At 64.7% G+C, this 19,014-nt stretch carries 16 protein-coding genes; 6 read left to right on the plus strand and 10 right to left on the minus strand.

The window, feature by feature from the left end:
* Window positions 1–115 precede the first annotated feature (115 nt).
* Window positions 116–1,027 carry a LysR family transcriptional regulator gene (locus tag ACSFA5_RS02655; RefSeq protein ID WP_435442453.1) on the plus strand — a complete coding sequence of 304 codons (912 nt, stop codon included), beginning with the start codon at window positions 116–118 and terminating at the stop codon, window positions 1,025–1,027.
* A 14-nt stretch (window positions 1,028–1,041) separates the two neighbouring features.
* On the opposite strand, the gene ACSFA5_RS02660 is transcribed toward ACSFA5_RS02655, so the two are convergent.
* Together ACSFA5_RS02660 and adh are read right to left on the minus strand one after the other, a co-directional pair.
* Window positions 1,042–1,419: a DUF779 domain-containing protein gene (locus ACSFA5_RS02660; RefSeq protein ID WP_435442454.1), complete on the minus strand. Its 378-nt coding sequence runs from the start codon at window positions 1,417–1,419 to the stop codon at window positions 1,042–1,044.
* Window positions 1,419–2,939 carry an aldehyde dehydrogenase gene (adh, locus tag ACSFA5_RS02665; RefSeq protein ID WP_435442455.1) on the minus strand — a complete coding sequence of 507 codons (1,521 nt, stop codon included), beginning with the start codon at window positions 2,937–2,939 and terminating at the stop codon, window positions 1,419–1,421. Before adh ends, ACSFA5_RS02660 begins: the two co-directional genes overlap by 1 nt.
* A gap of 216 nt (window positions 2,940–3,155) precedes the next feature.
* Between adh and ACSFA5_RS02670 the strand changes: the two genes are divergently transcribed.
* The 4 genes from ACSFA5_RS02670 (at window position 3,156) to ACSFA5_RS02685 (ending at window position 8,913) form a co-directional block, all read left to right on the plus strand.
* Window positions 3,156–5,054 (plus strand): sigma-54-dependent Fis family transcriptional regulator, encoded by a 1,899-nt coding sequence (locus tag ACSFA5_RS02670; protein WP_435442456.1) that lies wholly within the window; start codon window positions 3,156–3,158, stop codon window positions 5,052–5,054.
* A 122-nt stretch (window positions 5,055–5,176) separates the two neighbouring features.
* Window positions 5,177–6,079 (plus strand): nitroreductase, encoded by a 903-nt coding sequence (locus tag ACSFA5_RS02675; RefSeq protein WP_435442457.1) that lies wholly within the window; start codon window positions 5,177–5,179, stop codon window positions 6,077–6,079.
* A gap of 172 nt (window positions 6,080–6,251) precedes the next feature.
* Complete coding sequence (locus ACSFA5_RS02680) at window positions 6,252–7,094, plus strand: class I SAM-dependent methyltransferase (protein WP_435442458.1); 843 nt, start codon at window positions 6,252–6,254, stop codon at window positions 7,092–7,094.
* A gap of 220 nt (window positions 7,095–7,314) precedes the next feature.
* Window positions 7,315–8,913 carry an OpgD/OpgG family glucan biosynthesis protein gene (locus tag ACSFA5_RS02685; protein WP_435442459.1) on the plus strand — a complete coding sequence of 533 codons (1,599 nt, stop codon included), beginning with the start codon at window positions 7,315–7,317 and terminating at the stop codon, window positions 8,911–8,913.
* Between the two features lie 17 nt (window positions 8,914–8,930).
* Here the strand turns inward: ACSFA5_RS02685 and ACSFA5_RS02690 are convergent, their stop codons facing one another.
* The 8 genes from ACSFA5_RS02690 to ACSFA5_RS02725 form a co-directional block, all read right to left on the minus strand.
* Window positions 8,931–9,425 carry a pentapeptide repeat-containing protein gene (locus ACSFA5_RS02690; protein ID WP_435442460.1) on the minus strand — a complete coding sequence of 165 codons (495 nt, stop codon included), beginning with the start codon at window positions 9,423–9,425 and terminating at the stop codon, window positions 8,931–8,933.
* 50 nt (window positions 9,426–9,475) lie between these two features.
* Complete coding sequence (locus tag ACSFA5_RS02695) at window positions 9,476–10,831, minus strand: hypothetical protein (RefSeq protein WP_435442461.1); 1,356 nt, start codon at window positions 10,829–10,831, stop codon at window positions 9,476–9,478.
* Entirely contained in the window at window positions 10,831–12,939 is a 2,109-nt protein-coding gene (locus ACSFA5_RS02700; protein ID WP_435442462.1) for a T6SS effector phospholipase Tle3 domain-containing protein, read from the minus strand. Before ACSFA5_RS02700 ends, ACSFA5_RS02695 begins: the two co-directional genes overlap by 1 nt.
* Entirely contained in the window at window positions 12,936–13,685 is a 750-nt protein-coding gene (locus tag ACSFA5_RS02705) for a T6SS immunity protein Tli3 family protein (RefSeq protein WP_435442463.1), read from the minus strand. Before ACSFA5_RS02705 ends, ACSFA5_RS02700 begins: the two co-directional genes overlap by 4 nt.
* Window positions 13,682–14,383, minus strand: a complete 702-nt coding sequence (locus tag ACSFA5_RS02710) for a T6SS immunity protein Tli3 family protein (RefSeq protein WP_435442464.1) — start codon at window positions 14,381–14,383, stop codon at window positions 13,682–13,684. The genes ACSFA5_RS02705 and ACSFA5_RS02710 overlap by 4 nt, the downstream gene beginning before the upstream one ends.
* 81 nt (window positions 14,384–14,464) lie before the next feature.
* Complete coding sequence (locus ACSFA5_RS02715; RefSeq protein WP_435442465.1) at window positions 14,465–14,809, minus strand: hypothetical protein; 345 nt, start codon at window positions 14,807–14,809, stop codon at window positions 14,465–14,467.
* A gap of 1 nt (window position 14,810) precedes the next feature.
* Window positions 14,811–15,260, minus strand: a complete 450-nt coding sequence (locus ACSFA5_RS02720; RefSeq protein WP_435442466.1) for a hypothetical protein — start codon at window positions 15,258–15,260, stop codon at window positions 14,811–14,813.
* Between the two features lie 40 nt (window positions 15,261–15,300).
* Window positions 15,301–17,982, minus strand: coding sequence for a type VI secretion system Vgr family protein (locus tag ACSFA5_RS02725; RefSeq protein ID WP_435442467.1), 2,682 nt, complete (start codon window positions 17,980–17,982; stop codon window positions 15,301–15,303).
* Window positions 17,983–18,261: 279 nt separating this feature from the next.
* Here ACSFA5_RS02725 and ACSFA5_RS02730 point away from each other — a divergent pair, with 279 nt between their 5' ends.
* Window positions 18,262–19,014 (plus strand): SDR family NAD(P)-dependent oxidoreductase, encoded by a 753-nt coding sequence (locus tag ACSFA5_RS02730; RefSeq protein WP_435442468.1) that lies wholly within the window; start codon window positions 18,262–18,264, stop codon window positions 19,012–19,014.

Below are 19,014 nucleotides of genomic sequence, written 5' to 3' on the forward strand. Positions count from 1 at the left end.
CTCTAGGAACAGATCGCGCGGCGCGGAATTGCTTTGACGGCAGCAGGCCTTCGCGAAACGCGAAGGCCCTCTCGTCCGGCGGCGCCGACACTTGCCCGCTCTCTAGAATTCGCCGATGCCCAAGCCGATCAACCCTGCCCGCGTCGATTTCGTGACACTGCGCCTGTTCTGCGCGGTGGCGCAATCGGGCAGCATCACCAAGGGCGCGCAGGCGTGCCACCTGGCGCTGTCGGCGGCAAGCCGGCGGCTCTCGGACTTCGAGGCGGCCACAGGATCGAAGCTGCTCGAGCGCAGCGCGCAAGGCATCGCGCTCACGCCCGCCGGCCACGTGGCGATGCAGCATGCGATGCGGCTCTTTCAGGGCTTCGAACAGTTCAGCAACGAGTTGGGAGACTATTCGAGCGGCGCGCGCGGCCATGTGCGGCTGTGGGCCAACATGTCGGCGCTGACGGAGTTCCTGCCCACGACGTTGGCGACCTTTCTCGCGCAGCACCCCGACATCCGCGTCGAGGTCGAGGAGCAACTGAGCGGCGACATCGTGCGCGCGCTGGTCGACGGCCTGGCCGACGTGGGTGTGTTCGCCGAGAACACGCCTGCCTACGGCCTCGACGTTGCGCCGTTCCAGACCGACGAGCTGGTGGTGCTGTGCGCAAAGCAACATCCGCTGGCGCGCACACGTGCAAAGCAGGTCGACTTCAAGACCTGCCTCGCGCACGAGTTCGTAGGGCTGAACCGCAGCAGTTCATTGCTGGAACTGACGTCGCGCGCCGCCGAGCAGGCCGGCATACCGATGCGCCTGCGCGTGCAGGTGCGCAGCTTCGACGCGATGTGCCACATGATCGCGGCCAACCTCGGCATCGGCGTGGTGCCGCTGGCGGCTTGCAAGGCGCAGGTGGCCGCGCTCGACCTGAAGGTCGTTCGACTCAAGGAAGCGTGGGCCACGCGGCGGTTGCTGATGGCGACCAGGACGGGAGCTGTTCTGTCGCCTGCGGCGCGACTGTTGGCGCAGCACCTTCTGCGCCCCTGAACGGCACAACGCCCCTACTTCGTCTCGTCAGCGCCCAGCACCGCCCACTCCTCATCGGTGAACAGCCGTGAGCGCGTCAGGAACCGCAAGCCCTCCGGCCCCTCCAGCGAAAACATGCCGCCGCGCCCCGGCACCACGTCGATGATCAGTTGCGTGTGCTGCCAGTACTCGAACTGCGGCCCGCTGATGTAGAACGGCATGCCGCCGATGTGGCCCAGCAGCTTGTCGTAGTCGCCCACGATGAACTCGTCGCGCCCGTAGCACATGGGCGCGCTGCCGTCGCAGCAGCCGCCCGACTGATGGAACATCAGCGGGCCGTGCCTGGCGGCGAGCCTGTCGATCAACGCGAGCGCGGCATCGGTCGCGGTGACGCGCAGGACATCGCCTGTCATCAGAAGAAGCCCAGCTTGTTCTCGCTGTAGCTCACCAGCAGGTTCTTGGTCTGCTGGTAGTGGTCGAGCATCATCTTGTGGTTCTCGCGCCCGATGCCCGACTGCTTGTAGCCACCGAAGGCCGCGTGCGCCGGGTAGTGGTGGTAGCAGTTGGTCCACACGCGGCCCGCCTGGATGCCCTTGCCCATGCGAAAGGCGCGGTTCATGTCGCGGCTCCATACACCGGCGCCCAGCCCGTACAGCGTGTCGTTGGCGATGGAAAGCGCTTCTTCCTCGTCCTTGAAGGTGGTGACCGACACCACCGGGCCGAAGATCTCTTCCTGGAAGATGCGCATCTTGTTGTGGCCCTTGAACACGGTGGGCTTCACGTAGTAGCCGTCGGCCAGGTCGCCTTCGAGCTTCTGGCGCTCGCCGCCGATCAGCACCTGCGCGCCCTCCTGCCTGCCGATGTCGAGGTACGACAGGATCTTCTCGAGCTGCTCGCTCGAGGCCTGCGCGCCGATCATCGTGGCCATGTCCAGCGGGCTGCCCTGCTTGATGGCGGCCACGCGCTTCAGTGCACGTTCCATGAAACGGTCGTAGATCGATTCCTGGATCAGCGCGCGCGACGGGCAGGTGCACACCTCGCCCTGGTTCAGCGCGAACATCGCGAAGCCCTCCAGCGCCTTGTCGAAGAAGGCGTCGTCCTTGTCCATCACGTCGGCAAAAAACACGTTGGGCGACTTGCCACCCAGCTCCAGCGTGACCGGAATCAGGTTCTGGCTCGCGTACTGCGAGATCAGCCGGCCGGTGGTGGTTTCGCCGGTGAAGGCGATCTTGCCGATGCGATTGCTCGATGCCAGCGGCTTGCCCGCCTCCACGCCGAAGCCGTTCACCACGTTCAGCACGCCCGGCGGCAGCAGGTCGCCGATGATTTCCATCAGCACCAGGATCGACACCGGTGTCTGCTCCGCGGGCTTGAGCACCACGCAATTGCCGGCCGCGAGCGCGGGCGCGAGCTTCCACACCGCCATCAAAATCGGAAAGTTCCACGGAATGATCTGGCCGACCACGCCGATGGGCTCGTGGAAGTGGTACGCGAAGGTTTCGTGGTCGATCTCGCTGATGCCGCCTTCCTGCGAGCGGATGCACGAGGCGAAGTAGCGGAAGTGGTCCACCGCCAGCGGCAGGTCGGCCGCCGTGGTTTCGCGGATCGGCTTGCCGTTGTCCCAGGTCTCTGCCGCGGCGAGCAAGGCCAGGTTCTCCTGCATGCGGTCGGCGATCTTGTTGAGGATGTTGGCGCGGTCCGTGGTCGAGGTGCGGCCCCAGGCGCCCTTGGCCTTGTGGGCCGCGTCCAGCGCGCGGTCGATGTCGGCCGCGGTGGAGCGCGGCACCTCGCAGAAGACCTTGCCGGTGACGGGCGTGATGTTCTCGAAGTACTGGTTGTCCGCCGGCGCAACCCATTCGCCGCCGATGAAGTTGCCGTAGCGCTTCTTGAACGGCACGGCGGTACCGAATTTTCCGGGTTCGAGCATGTCCATGTCTTTGTCTCCATGTGCAGGGTGGTGGTGGCGCGACATGCGGCGACCCGCATGAGCAACTGCAAGCCACGTACCCGACGCGATCAGGACAATCCCTGAGTACTTCCGCACGGCTGCAGCGTGTGGCAGCGGGTTTCCATTCGCAATCTGCGACATGCATGCGCGAACATAGCGACTAGAATGTCGCACAAGGCGAACAACCTATCGGAGACACGCATGAACGGTGAAGCTCAGTGGCCATCGGTCAGGGTGGAACAGGCCCGCGAGCTCTTCTTCGGGCAGGGCCGCGACCCGGCGCCGTGGATTGCGCCGCACATCTCGCGCTCGTGGCAACGCAGCCGCCCGGTCGACCACCGGGCCATCGACCCCGAGCCGATGGCACTCGCGCTGCTGCGCGAACGGCGCGAGCAAGCCATGCGGCTGCTGAACTGTGCGCAGCCCGAACTCGACGGGCTGGCCGAACATGCGATCGGCAACGGCTGCGTGGTGGTCCTGTCGGACGCCAGCGGCCTGATCCTCGAGGAGGTCGGCAGCCCCGACTTTTTGCCCAAGGCCCAGCGCATCGCGCTGCAGCCCGGCGTGGAATGGTCGGAGGACCACCGCGGTACCAACGCCATAGGCACCGCGCTGGCCGAACGCGAGGCGCTGATGGTGCTGGGCGGCGAACACTACCTGTCGCAGAACGGCGGCCTGGGCTGCGCGGCGGCACCGATCTTCACCGGCCGCGGCGAAGTGGCGGGTGCACTCGACATTTCGGGCGAAACCCTGCGCGTGAATCCGCATGCGCTGGGCCTGGTGCGCATGGCGGCGCAACAGGTCGAACACCGCATGCTGCTGGCCGAGGCCAGGGGCCACGTGCTGCGCTTCCATGCGCGCCCCGCACTGATAGGCACCGCACGCGAGGGGCTGATGGTGATCGAGGGTGGGCGCATCGTCGCGGCCAACCGGGTGGCGCTCGAGCTCTTCGGCCGCTCGTGGGAGGGGCTGCTCGACCTCGATGCGGAGGTTTTTCTCGGCGAGAACTGGCCGCGCATGGAACACCGGCGCAGCCTGCTCACGCTGCCCGGCGGGCGGCAGATTGCCACGGTGATGGAGCGTTCCCAGAAGCCGGGCAGTTCGAACCCCACCGCACGGCGGACGACCTTGGCACCGGGCCCGGCGCCAGCGGCGGACGACGTGCAGCCGCTGCTCGACAAGGCCGTGCGCGTGCTGAACGAAGGCGTCCCGGTGCTGGTGAACGGCGAGACCGGCAGCGGCAAGGAGGTGTTCTCGCGCCGCCTGCATGCTGCGAGCCGGCGCAGCGCGGGGCCGTTCGTGGCGGTCGATTGCGCCTCGCTGCCCGAGACGCTGATCGAGTCGGAGCTGTTCGGCTACGACGAAGGCGCCTTCACCGGCGCCCGGCGCAAAGGCATGGCGGGCCGCATCCGGGAGGCCCATGGCGGCGTGTTGTTCCTGGACGAGATCGCGGAGATTCCGCTGGCCCTGCAGACGCGGCTGCTCCGCGTGCTCGAAGAACGCGTGGTCACGCCGCTGGGGGGCGGCCAGGGCGTCGCGGTGGACTTCGACCTGGTCTGTGCCACGCACGGCCACCTGCCTGCGCTGGTCGCTGCGGGGCGTTTTCGCGCCGACCTGATGTACCGGGTGGCAGGGTTCACCGTCGCCCTGCCTGCGTTGAGCCAACGCAGCGACCGGCACGCGCTGATCGTGCGGATGTTCATGGAATCGGGCGGCGCGGCCAAGCAGCTTCGGCTGGAGAGCGATGCGCTTGCGGTGCTGGCGGCCTACCGGTGGCCGGGCAACGTGCGGGAACTGCGCAGCACGCTGCGCGCCGTCGCCGCGCTGGCCGATGCGGGGGATTCAGTGACGGCCGCGGCACTGCCTGCCCACTTGCAGGGCATGCACGCGCCCGTGGACACGCCATGCGCATCCAGTGCCTCTGCATTCACCCCGCCACCGCTGAGCGAACCGCTGGTGGCCGTCACGCGCCACGCCATCGACCAGGCGCTCAAGGCTTGCGAGCACGACGTGGCCAAGGCCGCGCGCCGGCTGGGTGTTCACCGCAGCACGGTCTACCGCCATCTCGCGCGGGAGCGCGGCACACCGCCTGCGCACTAGAAGACGCCGGCAAACCGCCGGGACCGGAGGTACATCGCAGCCGGCAATGCAGCGCCTCGCTATGCTCATTAAAATATAACGCGGCATTGCCGCCGCATCGACGCATCCACAACACGCACCCCATGATCACCAGTCAACTTCGCTGCCTCATCGCGCTGGGCGAGACACGGCACCTCGGGCGCGCCGCGCAGGCCAGCCAGGTTTCGCAGCTGGCGCTGATGGAGGCCATTCGCGCGCTCGAGGCCGAATACGGGTGCGCGCTGGTCGAGCCCGGCCCGCGTTTCGAGGGCTTCACGCCGCAGGGCGAGCAGGTGCTGGCCTGGGCGCACAGCGTCCTGCAGAACAGCTCGGACCTGCACCGCGAGCTGCAGTCGGCTCGCCAGGAAAGCGCCATCGCCCCGCTGCTGGAGCGCCGTTCGGTCTCGCCCAAGCGGCTGCGCGCGCCCGGACCGAACCCCGAGCACATCGACCTGATCCTGCAGGCCGCCCTGCGCGCCCCCGACCACGGCGGGCTGCACCCCTGGCGCGTCGTCGAGTTCCGCGAAGGCCAGCGCGCCGCGCTGGCCGACCGCTTCGAGGAGGAAAAGCGCCGCCGCGACCCGCTCGCCTCGAGCGCCGACCTGCGCCGCGCACGCGAACACGCCACACGGCCGCCCGTGTTGCTGGCTTTTGTCGTGGTGCCACGCACCCGCAGCAAGGTGCCGGCGCGCGAGCAGTGGCTGGCGGCCGGGGCCGCGCTGGGCAACCTGTTGAACGCCGCGCACCAGCTCGGCTTCGGCGCCATCATGCTCAGCGGCGAACGCTGCTTCGACCCGGTGCTGGGCGCCGAACTCGGCGTCGAGCCCGACGAATTTCTGGCCGGCTTCGTCAGCCTGGGCAGCGTGGCCGAGTCCCCGCCGGCGCGCAACCATGCGTTGCCCGGCCAGGTGTGGTCCGCGTGGATTGCGCCCACCCCTTCACCGGCCTTGTCTTCGCAACGGCCGATGGAACCCCTGAACCTGGACATTGCCGATGACAAGCCCTGAAGCCCGCACCGAGGCCACCGGCGCCAGGTCCGCGAGCGGGTGACTTTGGCGTCGGGACTGCAAGCCGGACCTACGTGGATGCGCGCTGCGCACCGGCAGGCACAACCAAAGACTGACTTGCCCCGCCCTGCCGCAGCGCCCAGACTCGACGCCTGGCTTTGCTTCAGCATTCATGACACTTCCCAAACCCGTGCGGGGCCTGTCGGCCGTTCCTTCCACCTTGCGGATTCCCCTGGCCGCGCGCGCGTCGGGTGACCGCATGTTTCCCCAGGTGGCCGTGCGCGACGCCTACGCCGCCGGCATTCTGGAAAAGATCCGTGACGACGGGCAGGCGCTGCCGGAAGAGCGCACGACGATCTACAGCATCCTCTCGCGCACGCGCCGCCTGCGCGGCCTGGCGATGAACTTTCTCAAGCAGCACCCCGGCGCGCGGGTGGTGAACATGGGATGCGGCCTGAGCCACTACTTCCAGTGGCTGGACGACGGCAGGTGCCGCATGACCGATGCCGACCTCCCCGAAGTGCTGGCACTGCGCCGCGAACTCATTCCCGAGACGAACGGGCGCCACGACCTGCGCGAACTCGACCTGACCGCCCCCGGCTGGTGGGAGCAGCTGGGGCTGCCGGCCGGGCGCGACGCCGCTCCGGTATTTCTCTTCACCGAAGGCGTGCTGATGTACCTGACCCCCGCGCAGGTGCAGGCCGTGCTCGCCACCTTCGGCGAGCGGGCCCCCGCGGGCTCGGTGCTGGCGTTCGACGCCATGTGCTGGCTGGGAGTCGGACGCGCGAAGCAACATCCGTCGGTGCGTACCACCGGCGCGGAATTCCAGTGGGGCATCCGGCGCGCCGACGAGCTGACGCAGCCGCACCCACGCCTGCGACTGGCCAGCAGCTACCGGGTGCTGCAGGGCATGGGTCTGGCCTACACGCTGTTCGCGCCGATGGTCCTGATGCTCCTGGGTGTCTCGCTGTACGCGGTGTACGAGCTGCGGGCCTCGGACGACGCCGACACATAAACGCACAATTTCGCGAATTGGCGGCTTTGTCCGGCCCGGGTTACGCGGGATGGCTGACGCGGCGCGCCCGCGCGGCGGGTGAAGCTGAGGCGTTGGCCAAGTCGCAGAAAGTCCCTTGCGCTTCGTGCTGCATTAGGATGGTTCCGACGCTCGCTCACGCGGGGCCCGACCGATTTCCCTCCCACAAAGACTCGCAAGATTCGCAACCCTCAAGAACCACATGCTTGATCGCCGATCCTTCCTTGCCGCCGGTGGCGCAGCCGCCGCACTCGCCGCGCTCGGACTGCCCCAGGAGGCGCTGGCCGCCAACGGGCTGCAACTGAGCCAGCCCACGCCCTTCTCCTTCGACGCGCTGCTCGCGCAAGCCAAGGCGCTCGCGGCCCAGCCTTACGTGGCGGCCGCGCCCCTGGCACCCGAGGTTCTGGATCGCATCGACTACGACGCCCACGGAAAGATCAAGTTCGACCCCGCCAACGCGCTCTTCAGCGACGGGCCCGGTGCATTCCCCGTCACCTTCTTTCACCTCGGCCGCTTCTTCCAGACCCCCGTGCGCATGCACGTGCTGGAAAACGCCGACGGCGACGCCTTCTCGCGCGAAGTGCTCTACAACGCCTCGTACTTCTCGATGCCGCCCGACAGCCCGGCACGCGCCTTGCCCCCGGGCGCCGGCTTCGCGGGCTTCCGCTTGCAGGAAAGCCGCCTGGGCGACCAGAGCAAGCTCGACTGGCAGAAGAACGACTGGGTCGCGTTCCTCGGCGCGTCGTACTTCCGCGCCATCGGCGAGCTGTACCAGTACGGCCTGTCGGCGCGCGGCGTGGCGCTCGACGTCGCGGTGCCCGACAAGGCGGAAGAGTTCCCGACCTTCACGCGCTTCTACTTCGAGACGCCGGCCGCGAACAACACCACCTCGATGACGGTCTATGCGCTGCTCGAAGGCCCGAGCATCACCGGCGTCTTCAAGTTCGTCATGCAGCGCAACAAGGCTGTCATCATGGACATCGACGCGCGCATGTTCCTGCGCCGCGACGTGTCGCGCCTGGGCCTGGTGCCGCTGACGTCGATGTATTGGTACTCCGAAACCATCAAGCCCACCGCCATCGACTGGCGCCCCGAGGTGCACGACTCCGACGGCCTGGCGATCTGGAACGGCGCGGGCGAGCGCATCTGGCGCCCGCTGAACAATCCGACGCAGACACGCGCTTCCGCCTTCGCCGATACCAAGCCGCGCGGCTTCGGCCTGCTGCAGCGTGACCGCGCCTTCGACCATTACCAGGACGGCGTGAACTACGAGAAGCGCCCGAGCCTGTGGATCGAACCGCTGGGCGACTGGGGCGAGGGCTCGGTGCAACTCATCGAGATTCCGACCGACGACGAGATCCACGACAACGTGGTCGCCTTCTGGGTGCCCAAGGCCGACGCCAAGGCGGGCGCCAGCTACAGCTTGCAATACCGCCTGCACTGGACCGACCAGGAGCCATTTCCGTCGCCGCTCGCGCGCTGCGTGGCCACGCGCATCGGTCGTGGCGGCCAGCCGGGGCAACCCAGGCCCCAGGGCGTGCGCAAGTTCATGGTGGAGTTCATCGGCCCGACGCTGACCACGGTGCCCTTCGGCGTGAAGCCCGAGGTGGTGCTGACGGCGGCGCGCGGCAAGTTCTCGTACGTCTTTGCCGAAGCCGTGCCCAACGGGGTGCCAGGGCACTGGCGCGCGCAGTTCGACTTCACGCCGGAAGGCAACGAGCCGATCGACATGCGGCTGTACCTGAAGAACGGGGACCAGACACTGACGGAGACCTGGTTGTATCAGTACCAGCCGGGGTGATTGAACGCCGTCGACCCTCAGTTGATCCGTGCATTGGAGAGTTGCATCTCTTCGAAGCGGCTCCCGGTGAAGTCCACCTGCTCGCCCCGCACGTTATCGCCTGAAATCTGCGTGCCCGTGCATCCCAGGATTTTCAGTTGGCTCCAGCGGGCATTGTCGAAGTTCAAGTTGTTCCAGCTGCAGTCCATGAAGCTGCTGCCGCTGAAACTGCCGCGTGCAAACAGGCTGTCGGTGAATGTGCAGCCTTCGAACGTACAGCCGCTGACCGCAATGCGCTGCAGGTCACAGCGGCTGAAGGTGCAGTGGGTGAAGTGGCAAGCTGTCCATGCGGCATCGAGAAAGGTGGTTGCCGAAAAGCCGCTGCCGCTGAATGTGCTGGCCGAGAAGGTGATGAGATTCAGGTCCAGGCCTGCGTAGACATTTGCATCGCTCTGGCCGGCCACGCCTGCAGGCGCGCCGCCCTGGCCCTTGCGCCATTGGTCGTGCTTGAGGATCAGTGTTTGGGCTGACATCGAAATTGGTTCCAGTCGTGTTTCAGGGATTGCAGTGAGAGCGCATGCGCTCAGATGACGTATGTGCGCGTATTCGAGCGCTGGCGGTATTCGGCGCCCGGCGGCAGCAACGCAAAGACCAATGCTCCGCGCGCATCGCACAGGTTGACCACAAGAGCCGGCTCGTCGGTTTCCCAGACGGCAATGCTTGCCAGCCCGATGGCTGCATTCATGCCCGCCGCGCCCATTTCTCCGCCAAGGCATTGGTCCAGCCGAAAACCCGCGCCCACGTCTATCAGTCCACTTTGCGGTATCACCTTGGCCATGCAGCGCGCGAGCAATGCGGTGTCTTTGCCGTCCGGTGCAACGCTGTAGAACAATCGCTTTGGCGGCTGCTGACGCAAGGGGCCGTCCAGCAGGGCTTTCAGCGCGGCCTCGATTGCGTCGGCGCGCACGTCGATCGACAAGCCCGCTTCGAATCGAGCGAATTCAGGTTTGCTCAGCAGCGCCAGCGTCGGCATTTGCGCGTACTGCTCGTACTGGGGTTGGCTCCACAACGCCGGCACGTTCGGCGTCGGTCTGAAATCACCGGGCAAGACACGGTGGTTTGCGCCGCCGTCATGGGCCTCCGACCTCAGGCCGCCGAAGCCGTGCGGGCCACGACCCACCACGCCGTTGGGAAAACTGCTGTCCTGGCTGGCGTCGCGCACATGCAGCGACCACTCGCGCAACCACTCGGCCGCTTCGGGACGCGTCAGCAGCAGGCCCGAGAAGGTGTCGCGCAACTGACCGGCGCGCTTGGGTCGCGCAAGAATTTCCTCCAGCGACTCGCTGCGCTGACCTCGCGGGTTCTCCCAGCCGCCCAGTTCAGCGCGCACCGCGTAGCCGTCTTCGGCCCACACCAGCAGGCTGTTGAGGTCGCCCTGGGTGTCGAAAGCCTCGAAGGCCGAGAGCCAAAGGCCCACCCCTGCTGGCTCGAAACGCGGCCGTCCGTTGAAACGCAGTTGGTGAAACGCCATGCCCGCCGGGCCACTGTGCAATTGCCATGGAACGCCGCGCGTGCTCTCACTGCTCTGGTACGTGCGGCCCCATTCGGCCAGTTCCGGGCCGGCGAGCCGTGTGGGCACCGGAAGCGCCATCAGCGTGGGCAACGGGTAGTTTTCGACGAAGCGGCCGCGCTCGCCGTCCCTGGGACGGTGGGTCAGTGCGGCGCGAAGTGCGGCACTGCGGAACAAGCCCGCGTTGTCATGGCACCTGTCCAGCGAACGCGGCGGGGCGGCAGCGTCTTCGTCGGGCGATGCCCGGCGTTGCACGCGGTCCCACAGGGGGCCGGCGGGAACATGGTCCACGCGCAGCCCCACCCCCGAGACATGCAAAAACCTGGCGGGCGATGCGGCGGCGGGCTGATAGCGGTAGCGTCTTGCCATCACAGCGCTCCCGTCGGGTTCGAAGTCGACCGCGCCGCAGATGCCGGCGCGTTGCCAGCCACGATGCCCGGCGGCATCGTCTTGTCGGCGTCGGGCAGCTTGCCCGTTGCGTAGTACGGGTCGCTCTTCTTCCAGTCGGCCAGGTCGAGCAGGTAGTTCCAGTACGCTTCGTCGTGCCAGGCGTAGCCGAGGCCTACCGTGACGTCGTAGCTGAGGACATCTGCCACTGGCGAGCTGCCGTCGTCGTCGTTGAAAAATCGCAGTATGGCTGCGTGATTGGTCGGTGATACCAGAACCTTGCCGACCTTGTTCCTGCGACGCTTTTCGACTTCTTCCCAGCTTTCGTAGGTCACATGCGTCGGCAGCCCCTTTTCGTCGCGCCGCATGACGGTCTGCCGCTCCTGGTACCTCACGTCGTCCTTGAAGTCTTCCTGTTGTTCGCTGTTTGGTTGTACCGGTGTGCCATCTGGCGTCGTGCCTTCCTGGCCGTCATATCTCACATAGCTACCATCGAATTTTTGAGGCAAATTCAATGGTCGCGGCACCTCCGGTGCATTGACGATGACGCTCTCCACCTCGCCATCCTTTTTGGGTTTCAGATCCCCTTGCACCGGCACGAGCCCAAATATCTTTTCGGGATCGAGCTTCCACATCGCATTGGGCTCGCTGCCATCCAGATAGCGCAAATCTCTTAGTTCGCCCGCAGGTTCGCCATTCGAGTCAGCCGTCACAGGCACGATCTGTTTGTAGAAGTAGGGCAGCGCTATGCCGTTGGGCTTGGTGCCGACGGGCGGGTTGTGCTCGCCATTGGTGCCACGCGCGAAAAGGCGCTGCTGCACGTTCTTTTCCTGGTTGACCTTCTCCATGTAGCGCGTCGGAATGCCGCGCCAGCCCATGCCGGAGACGGCGGATACGCCGATCACGCGGTCGCCGGGGTTGAAGTTGACAAACAGCTTGCCGCGCGTGTCGCTGCGCTCGAACTTGGCATTGCTCCACCACGGCTTGCCGTCTTGCCCGCGAGGGCCGTCAGGGTCTTCGACCTTGCCGCCGATTTCTGCCTGCCACTGCGGCGCGTCGGCGGGCTTGTGGCAATACACGGCGTCGTCGTAGGCGTGCCGCGGCTTGTGTTCGACGGTGCACGCGAACTTGGGCTCCGGCGGCGCCGGGTAGCCCTTGGTGGCCCCGGCCATGATCCTGGCGGCGTTGACGAAGGTGGCAACGCGTGCGGGCTCGGGCTGCACGCTGCGCCTGCCGTCGGCAGCGCTGATGAAATCGGTTTTTGCTGTGTCGAAGCGGTAGGGTGAACTGTTGAGAATCAACGTGTCTGGCCCACGAACGTCATCGCCGAGAAAGAAGAGCGCGCACATCGCGACGATGGTGCCCTGGCTGTGCGAGACGATGTTGATCGGTTCGTTGGGCAGGTTCTTGCGAATGTCCTTGACCAGGTTCGCCAGCCGTCGCGCCGCATGCGCGTAGTAAAGCCGCGGCGGGCAGTCGCACAGCATGCGGCCGACCACGGGGTTGATGGTGTTGACGTCGATCATGCCGAACAGCACATCTTTGCGAAATCCCGTGGGCAGCCAGAAGGAGGTGAGTGCGGAGCCGCCGTTCTGGAATGGGCCACCACCCCAGGCGCCGTCGGTGCGCAGGGGATTTCCGTAGAAGTCGGTCCTGGCGGGGGTGCTGCCGAGCTGGTCTGTGCCCTTGACTATCTTGCGTTCGGTGGGCTGGGTTTGATAGCCCCACCAGAAGGGGATGACGGGGGATCTGATTCGCTTGCCCGATTCGTCGGTCTTGAGATACCGGTTGGCAGTGACTTTGTCCTTGTTGCCTTCTTTGTCAGGAACCAGTCGCTCCAGATCGTCCCTGCCCAGCCTCTGGTTCAATCCTTTTGCAAACTCTTCAGAAGCGTCAAAATACCACTCCCCATCGGAGTTGACCCCGTGTACGAAGATGATGACACCCGGCATCAGGTCCAGCACTCCTACTGTGTGCGTGCGCTCCTTCTGCTTGTCGTCAGTGCCTGTGGATTTTCCTTTGACCCATTGGTGCTTGCCTGGATCAGGTACCACAGGGGTGAGCGAACTCAGGTCTTGGTCCTGGCTCATTTGCTGCTCCTGTTGTCTTGGGCTTTGCATTGCACCTTGGTGTCCAATTGGGCTATGCGGGGCTTGAAGACGAAGTGCTCGTCATTCAGAAATTTCCAGTCGTTGCTTTGAGGCTCGGGTATGGTCAGATCCAGTGTGTACGTGCTTGTAATTCGATACGCAGGGCGGTAACGGGACTGATACGCCGTTGATCCGCCAACCATCAGGTCATCGCTGGTCCCCGGTGACCACACGCGTTTCCATGTCCTGCCGCCATCGATGGAGTAAGGCATCGTGGCAGCCGTGCACCCACCGCCCCCCGAAGAACAGTTGATGCCCCCTCGCGTCACAGGCGCCACCAAATACTGATCGTTGGCGGCGTCGATGATGAGCGTGGTTCGGTTCATCACCGCGTCGAAGGTCACCACTTCCGAACGAATGCCCTTGGCGGTGTCCACGAAGTACAGCATGTTGCCGAAGCATGTCTCGTCGGGCGTAAGTTCAAAGTGCCGGTGATCGTCGATGCGGTAAACCACCTGCGGCGGCTTGGCCGACGCAGCGGGCCGGACTTTGGAAGGGCTGACGGCCTGTGCACAGGCGCACAATCCCAGCACCAGTACGACGGAGGACAACCAGCGCAGGCGGCGGATGCGCGTGCGCTCGTTCTGCTTGTAGTCGATGCCAGTGGATTTGCATTCGACCCATTGGTGCTTGCCAGGATCGAGTACTACAGGGGTGAGCGAACTCAGGTCTTGGCCCTGGCTCATTTGCTGCTCCCGCTGTCTTGGGCTTTGCATTGCACCTTGGTGTCTACGGGGGCGATGCGGGGCTTAAAGGTGAATTTTTCGACGCGCTTCCAGTAGCCCTCGGTTCGTCTTGGGCCGTTGACGCCACCTGTAGTGGTGATGTCTTTGGCTAAATCAATTCCATCGAAAACGACCTCTCGGATGATGTTTTTCTTATCAAACCCGGGTGCGCTGTAACCGATGAATTCGGTCGCTTGATAGGCCATCGATCCGCTGATCATGGTGTCGTGACTGGTTGAAGCTTGCACTCTTTGCCACGTCCTTCCTCCATCGGTGGAATAGGGCATCTTGTCGCCACCGCATCCACCGCCCCCCGAAGAACAGTTGATGCTCCCTCGCGTCACAGGCGCCACCAAATACTGATCGTTGGCGGCGTCGATGATGAGCGTAGTTCGGTTCATTACCGCGTCGAAAGTCACTACTTCCGAACGAATGCCCTTGGCCGTATCAACGAAGTACAGCATGTTGCCGAAGCATGTCTCGTCGGGCGTAAGTTCGAAGTGCCGGTGATCGTCGATGCGGTAAACCACTTGCGGCGGCTTGGACGACGCAGCGGGCAGTACCTTCGGACGGCTGCCGCTCTGGGCACAGGCGCCTAAACCCATAACCAGCGCGACCAAGGTCAGTCGCCACACCGGTCTGAAGTCAATCTTGCTCATGAAACTCTCTCCCTGCGTTGTGTTTGAAGTCGGTCGAATGGACGCCGTGTGTCTCAAGCAATGCATCGCACCGCGCTCAGATCAGAACTTCGGCGCTGAACAGCCGGTCAACGACCGGCACATCATGATTTCCAGCTTCTCAGGGTCAAAAAGATCGCCATCGGGCAGCTGAATCAATCCCTGGTCGTCGCTTTTGAAACGTGCGATCTTCCCGTCGCTCGTTCTGACGGCGACTTCCCCGTTGGGATAAGAAATGCGGAGATTGTTTTGGCCGCTCTTGGCTGACTCGATGCCTGATGCTCGCGATGAATCAACGCTTCTTTCTGGCGCAGACTCCGACGTCTCCTCCGACCTGGGCTCTGGCAAAGAACACCCAAAGAGAAGCGACATGAGCAAAGCACCGCAGGCGATTGGAATCAGCTTCATGTCACTTCCTGTTCCTGCAAGGCTCCAGCTTCTCCAGGCTGGCCATGAACATCGGAAAAAATTGCGGGTCGTTCGGATCGAAACTGCCACGAGGCAACTGCGTTGCCAGATCGCTGCATTGGCTTTTGGTCGGGCCGCCTTCTTTGCTCATGCATTGACCGAAAGCGCTGATCAAGTTGTTCGCCTTTTCGTCTTCCACTCCTGCGGGGACCATGGACTGGATGGCTTTGACAATATCAGCGTGGGTCTCTGGGTATGCGCTTGCGCAAGCGCCTAGAACCCCGAACAAGAACGTGACCGTCTGTGCGTTGCTGTTTTCGGCCATGGCTTGCGCCTGAGCGATAGTGATGTCCGCTTTCGTGGCTCCGGAAAGCAACGCCATGGCCGATATCGCCGTGAGCTGGAAAATCCAGCTCTTGCAGGGGAATGAATGTGGTTTTTTCTTCTTCATATGTCCTCGTGTTTTTGACTTGTCGAGTGCTGGGTGTCGTTCAAGTGATATCGAACGGCTTGTCCTTGTCGAGCTTGGAAATCGCATCACCGCCGGATTGCGCTTCGCTGCCGCCACCACTGGCCTTGACGAGGCTGTAAGCGCGGCCGGGCAAGCCGTCGGCTTTGTCTCCGATGCGGTGCAGCTTGAGCTGCTGCGCCTGGTCGGTACGCATGAAGCTGGGAAAGTCCACGCCGATGGTGCTGGGGCCGCTGATGCGGTAGTTGGCGGTCTGCACCAGGTGTTCGCCTGTCATGCCCCACACGACGCGGCCGCCGGCCATGCGCAAGTAGGTGCCGTCGTCCAGGGCCAGGGTGATGCTCTTCTTCGCCTTGATGGTGATGCCGTCTTCCGTGGACTGGATCGTGACGGCCTTCTCACCGGTGATCTCCACGCTGTTGTGCTGCGCCTGGTGAATGAGCTTGCCTTCGTTGGCGATGACGCGGATGTCGCCGGTGCGCGCGAACTGCCCGATGTCCTTGCCCGCGGTGTGCAGGATCGACTGGTCTGCGTAGTGCTGCTGGTTGTGGCCGGCGACGGTGTCGATGTTCAAACCTGCGTACTGGATGTGGTCCTTGGGTGTGACGCTGGCAATGCCCGCCGCCCCGCTGAAGGCGAGCACCGGTTGGCCGCCCTGCGCATTGCCATGGGCTTTGGATTCGTTGCTGGCGCCGTGACCGAGGGCTTCGGCAGCTTCGCTCAAGGCCTGTTGCGGCGCCGTTTCGCGCGCACCTGCATCGCATTTTTCGGCCGCCCTCGTCAGGTCTCTGGCGATCGCCAGCGCCTGCTCCAGACAGGCGACCAGTTCGTCGCGGCTCAACAGCCCGCCAATGGCGCTCGAGCGCCCGTCCGTCGAGATCAGCAACCCCTTCTCCGCACGCAAGGCTCCCCAACCATCCGTGCGCAGCTCGAAACCTTCACCCCGGTCGTCTTTACGCCCCGCGTTGTCCTCGATGCGCGTGATGTGTCCCAGGCTCAGCTGGCTGTGCTGATGGTCGCTCTTGAGCTGCGCCTGGATCTTGCCGGCCGTGTCGTCGAGCGTGAGATGGTTCGAGCGCCCGGACGCGCCGTTACCGCCTTCCTCGTTCAGCTCCCGGCTCCTGAAACCCGACAGCGCCTGCTGCCCCGGCAACGCCCAAGGCGGCAGGTTGTTCTGGTTGTAGGCGCGCCCGGTGCAGATCGGCAGGTCCGGGTCTCCGCCGAAGAAGTCGACGATCACTTCCTGGCCGATGCGCGGAATCTGGATGCCTCCCAACTGGTTGCCGGCCCACGGGCTCGATACCCGTATCCAGCAGGTGCTGTACTGGTTCTTCTGACCGATGCGGTCCCACGGAAACTCGACCTTGATGCGGCCCAGTTCGTCCGTCCAGATGTTCTGCCCCGCAGGCCCGACCACCAATGCGGATTGCGGACCGCGGGTGAACGGCTTGGCTTGCGTGGGCGCCGGGCGCAGCGGCTCGGCCATCGGGTGTGCGGTGAAATCGACCTCGACCTTCCAGTGCTGTTTTCTGCCGGGTGCGGCATCGCGGATCTGGCTGTCCTGTGCGACATCTTCGATGAGGAGCCGGGTGTCCAGGATCAGGTACTGGACATTTGCTTTCTCACGCAGGTGCTTCGTCAATTGAAAGCTGCAGCCCGGCACCATGCCGCGCAGATTCCCGCTGGCCTTGGCACGGGCACCATGGGTGCGCAGCGCCTGCATGCGCAGCAGGGCCAACTGGCGGCCTTCGCCCTGCGGGTCGTTCGGCTGGACGCTGCCGGCCTTGGGTTGGGCGTAGTGGCTGCCACCCGCACCTGCATGCCATTGATAAACCTCGCCGTCGGCCTGCCCCGTTGGCCTTGGATCGCTGCGGCTGATGCCCAGGTCGGCCCTCGGTCGCGTGTAGTCGTATTCCCGGCTGGCGTACCGCCCGCTCGTCAGTTGGTGGTGCGGCACGAAGCTATGGATGTACTCGGCATCGACCTTCCATCCGGGCGCGTGGTACTCGACCTCCTGATACGCAACGCTATGGTTCTTCTTGTACGCCCCCAAGTTGTCGATGAGCACGAGGCGGTGCTTGTCGCCGCTGTGTTCGAAGAAGTAGCTGATGCCCCACTCCTGGCACAGCCGGCTGAAGAACTCGAAGTCGCTCTCGTTGTACTGAACCTGATAGTCGCGTGTGGGGTAACTCTCGATCAGGCGCTTGTCGACAGGGAAGTCATGGGCGCTCAACAGCTCATCGAGGATCTGGACAACGGTCTTGTTCTGGAAGATCTTGCAGTCGGTGGTGAGCGTGGCCAGATGCAGCCAGGGCCGCAGCGTGAGCGTGTACTGCACATGGCGACCCTCTTCCCCCCACATGGCCGCACCGGTGATCAAGGCCGTGATCTGGCGCACGCCCGCGCCGACGTGATCGACCGACGCACCGACCGCGCCAGGAACAAACTGGCCTGCGCCGTCGAGCTGGATACGGCATGTGATCTCGCAGCCGATGAAGCTGTCCAGATCAAAGTCCACAGCCTGGCTTGCACCAAGGTTCGACCCGTCGGGCGTCTTGAGCATCAACTCGTACTCGAACAGCGAGTTCAAGCCTTCGCGGCCCGACAGGCGAACGGGCTCCAACGCCGGGCGCCCAAGAACCACCGGAATGGCGCTGCTGCTGATGTCGAGCGTGCGCGTTTGCGCACTGCCGAATGCGGACATGTGATGCTCCTCCCTGAAGCCGCCCTTTTGGATCAAGGGTCGAGCGGCGGATTATGGGAGGACCATCGCGACAGCGCGCTCAGGTAAAGATCCGGCAATCATCGCGGCACCCACACCGTGACGAACCGCACGCGCATGGCCGTGATCGGGTCCATCGCCGGATTGTTGGCGATCGGTGAATAGACAAATGCTGCCTGGCCTCTTGGTGCGAACGGGTACCGCGCCCAAACTTCCTTGCATCGACAACGCCGCATCGCGGCAACCTTCAAGGAAGACATCATGACCCTCAAGCTCAGCAACAAGATCGCCCTCGTCACCGGCGGCACCAGCGGCATCGGCCTGGCCACGGCGCAACGCTTCGTGGCCGAAGGCGCCCACGTGTTCATCACCGGCCGCCGCCAGGCAGAGCTCGACGCGGCTGTGAAGGCCATCGGCCGCAACGTGACGGGCGTGCTCGGCGATGTGTCGAAGCTCGAGGACCTCGACCGGCTCTACGCCGCCATCCAGAAAGAAAAGGGCCGCCTCGACGTGCTGTTCGCCAACGCGGGCGGCGGCAGCCTGCTGCCGCTGGGGCAGATCACCGAGGAGCACTTCGACAAGACCTTCGGCACCAATGTGCGCGGCCTGCTTTTCACGGTGCAGAAGGCGCTGCCGCTGATGCCCCAGGGTTCATCGATCGTGCTGAACGCATCGATCACCAGCGTCAAGGGCACGCCGGCCTTCAGCGTCTACAGCGCAACCAAGGCAGCAGTGCGCAGCTTCGCGCGCAGCTGGACGGTGGACCTGAAGGACGCCGGCATTCGCGTCAATGCGGTCAGCCCGGGCGTGGTGCCCACCGCAGGCTACGACCTGCTGGGCCTCACGACGGAGCAGGTCAAGGGCTTCATCGAAGTGCAGGCCCAGAACATTCCGTTGGGCCGGGTGGGCACGACCGATGAAATCGCCAAGGCCGTGGTGTTCCTTGCCTCCGACGACAGCAGCTTCGTCAACGGCATCGAGCTGTTCGTCGACGGCGGCATGGCGCAGATCTGA

The organism is Variovorax monticola (genome assembly GCF_051216855.1).
GTDB lineage: Bacteria > Pseudomonadota > Gammaproteobacteria > Burkholderiales > Burkholderiaceae_C > Variovorax.

Coding starts and splice junctions, on each gene's coding strand:
- ACSFA5_RS02680 (WP_435442458.1), top strand. CDS start 6,252: ATGACACTTCCCAAACCCGTGCGGGGCCTGTCGGCCGTTCCTTCCACC.
- ACSFA5_RS02700 (WP_435442462.1), bottom strand. CDS start 12,939: ATGAGCCAGGACCAAGACCTGAGTTCGCTCACCCCTGTGGTACCTGAT.
- ACSFA5_RS02655 (WP_435442453.1), top strand. CDS start 116: ATGCCCAAGCCGATCAACCCTGCCCGCGTCGATTTCGTGACACTGCGC.
- ACSFA5_RS02695 (WP_435442461.1), bottom strand. CDS start 10,831: ATGGCAAGACGCTACCGCTATCAGCCCGCCGCCGCATCGCCCGCCAGG.
- ACSFA5_RS02715 (WP_435442465.1), bottom strand. CDS start 14,809: ATGAAGCTGATTCCAATCGCCTGCGGTGCTTTGCTCATGTCGCTTCTC.
- ACSFA5_RS02710 (WP_435442464.1), bottom strand. CDS start 14,383: ATGAGCAAGATTGACTTCAGACCGGTGTGGCGACTGACCTTGGTCGCG.
- ACSFA5_RS02670 (WP_435442456.1), top strand. CDS start 3,156: ATGAACGGTGAAGCTCAGTGGCCATCGGTCAGGGTGGAACAGGCCCGC.
- ACSFA5_RS02720 (WP_435442466.1), bottom strand. CDS start 15,260: ATGAAGAAGAAAAAACCACATTCATTCCCCTGCAAGAGCTGGATTTTC.
- ACSFA5_RS02690 (WP_435442460.1), bottom strand. CDS start 9,425: ATGTCAGCCCAAACACTGATCCTCAAGCACGACCAATGGCGCAAGGGC.
- ACSFA5_RS02675 (WP_435442457.1), top strand. CDS start 5,177: ATGATCACCAGTCAACTTCGCTGCCTCATCGCGCTGGGCGAGACACGG.
- ACSFA5_RS02660 (WP_435442454.1), bottom strand. CDS start 1,419: ATGACAGGCGATGTCCTGCGCGTCACCGCGACCGATGCCGCGCTCGCG.
- ACSFA5_RS02725 (WP_435442467.1), bottom strand. CDS start 17,982: ATGTCCGCATTCGGCAGTGCGCAAACGCGCACGCTCGACATCAGCAGC.
- ACSFA5_RS02685 (WP_435442459.1), top strand. CDS start 7,315: ATGCTTGATCGCCGATCCTTCCTTGCCGCCGGTGGCGCAGCCGCCGCA.
- ACSFA5_RS02730 (WP_435442468.1), top strand. CDS start 18,262: ATGACCCTCAAGCTCAGCAACAAGATCGCCCTCGTCACCGGCGGCACC.
- adh (WP_435442455.1), bottom strand. CDS start 2,939: ATGGACATGCTCGAACCCGGAAAATTCGGTACCGCCGTGCCGTTCAAG.
- ACSFA5_RS02705 (WP_435442463.1), bottom strand. CDS start 13,685: ATGAGCCAGGGCCAAGACCTGAGTTCGCTCACCCCTGTAGTACTCGAT.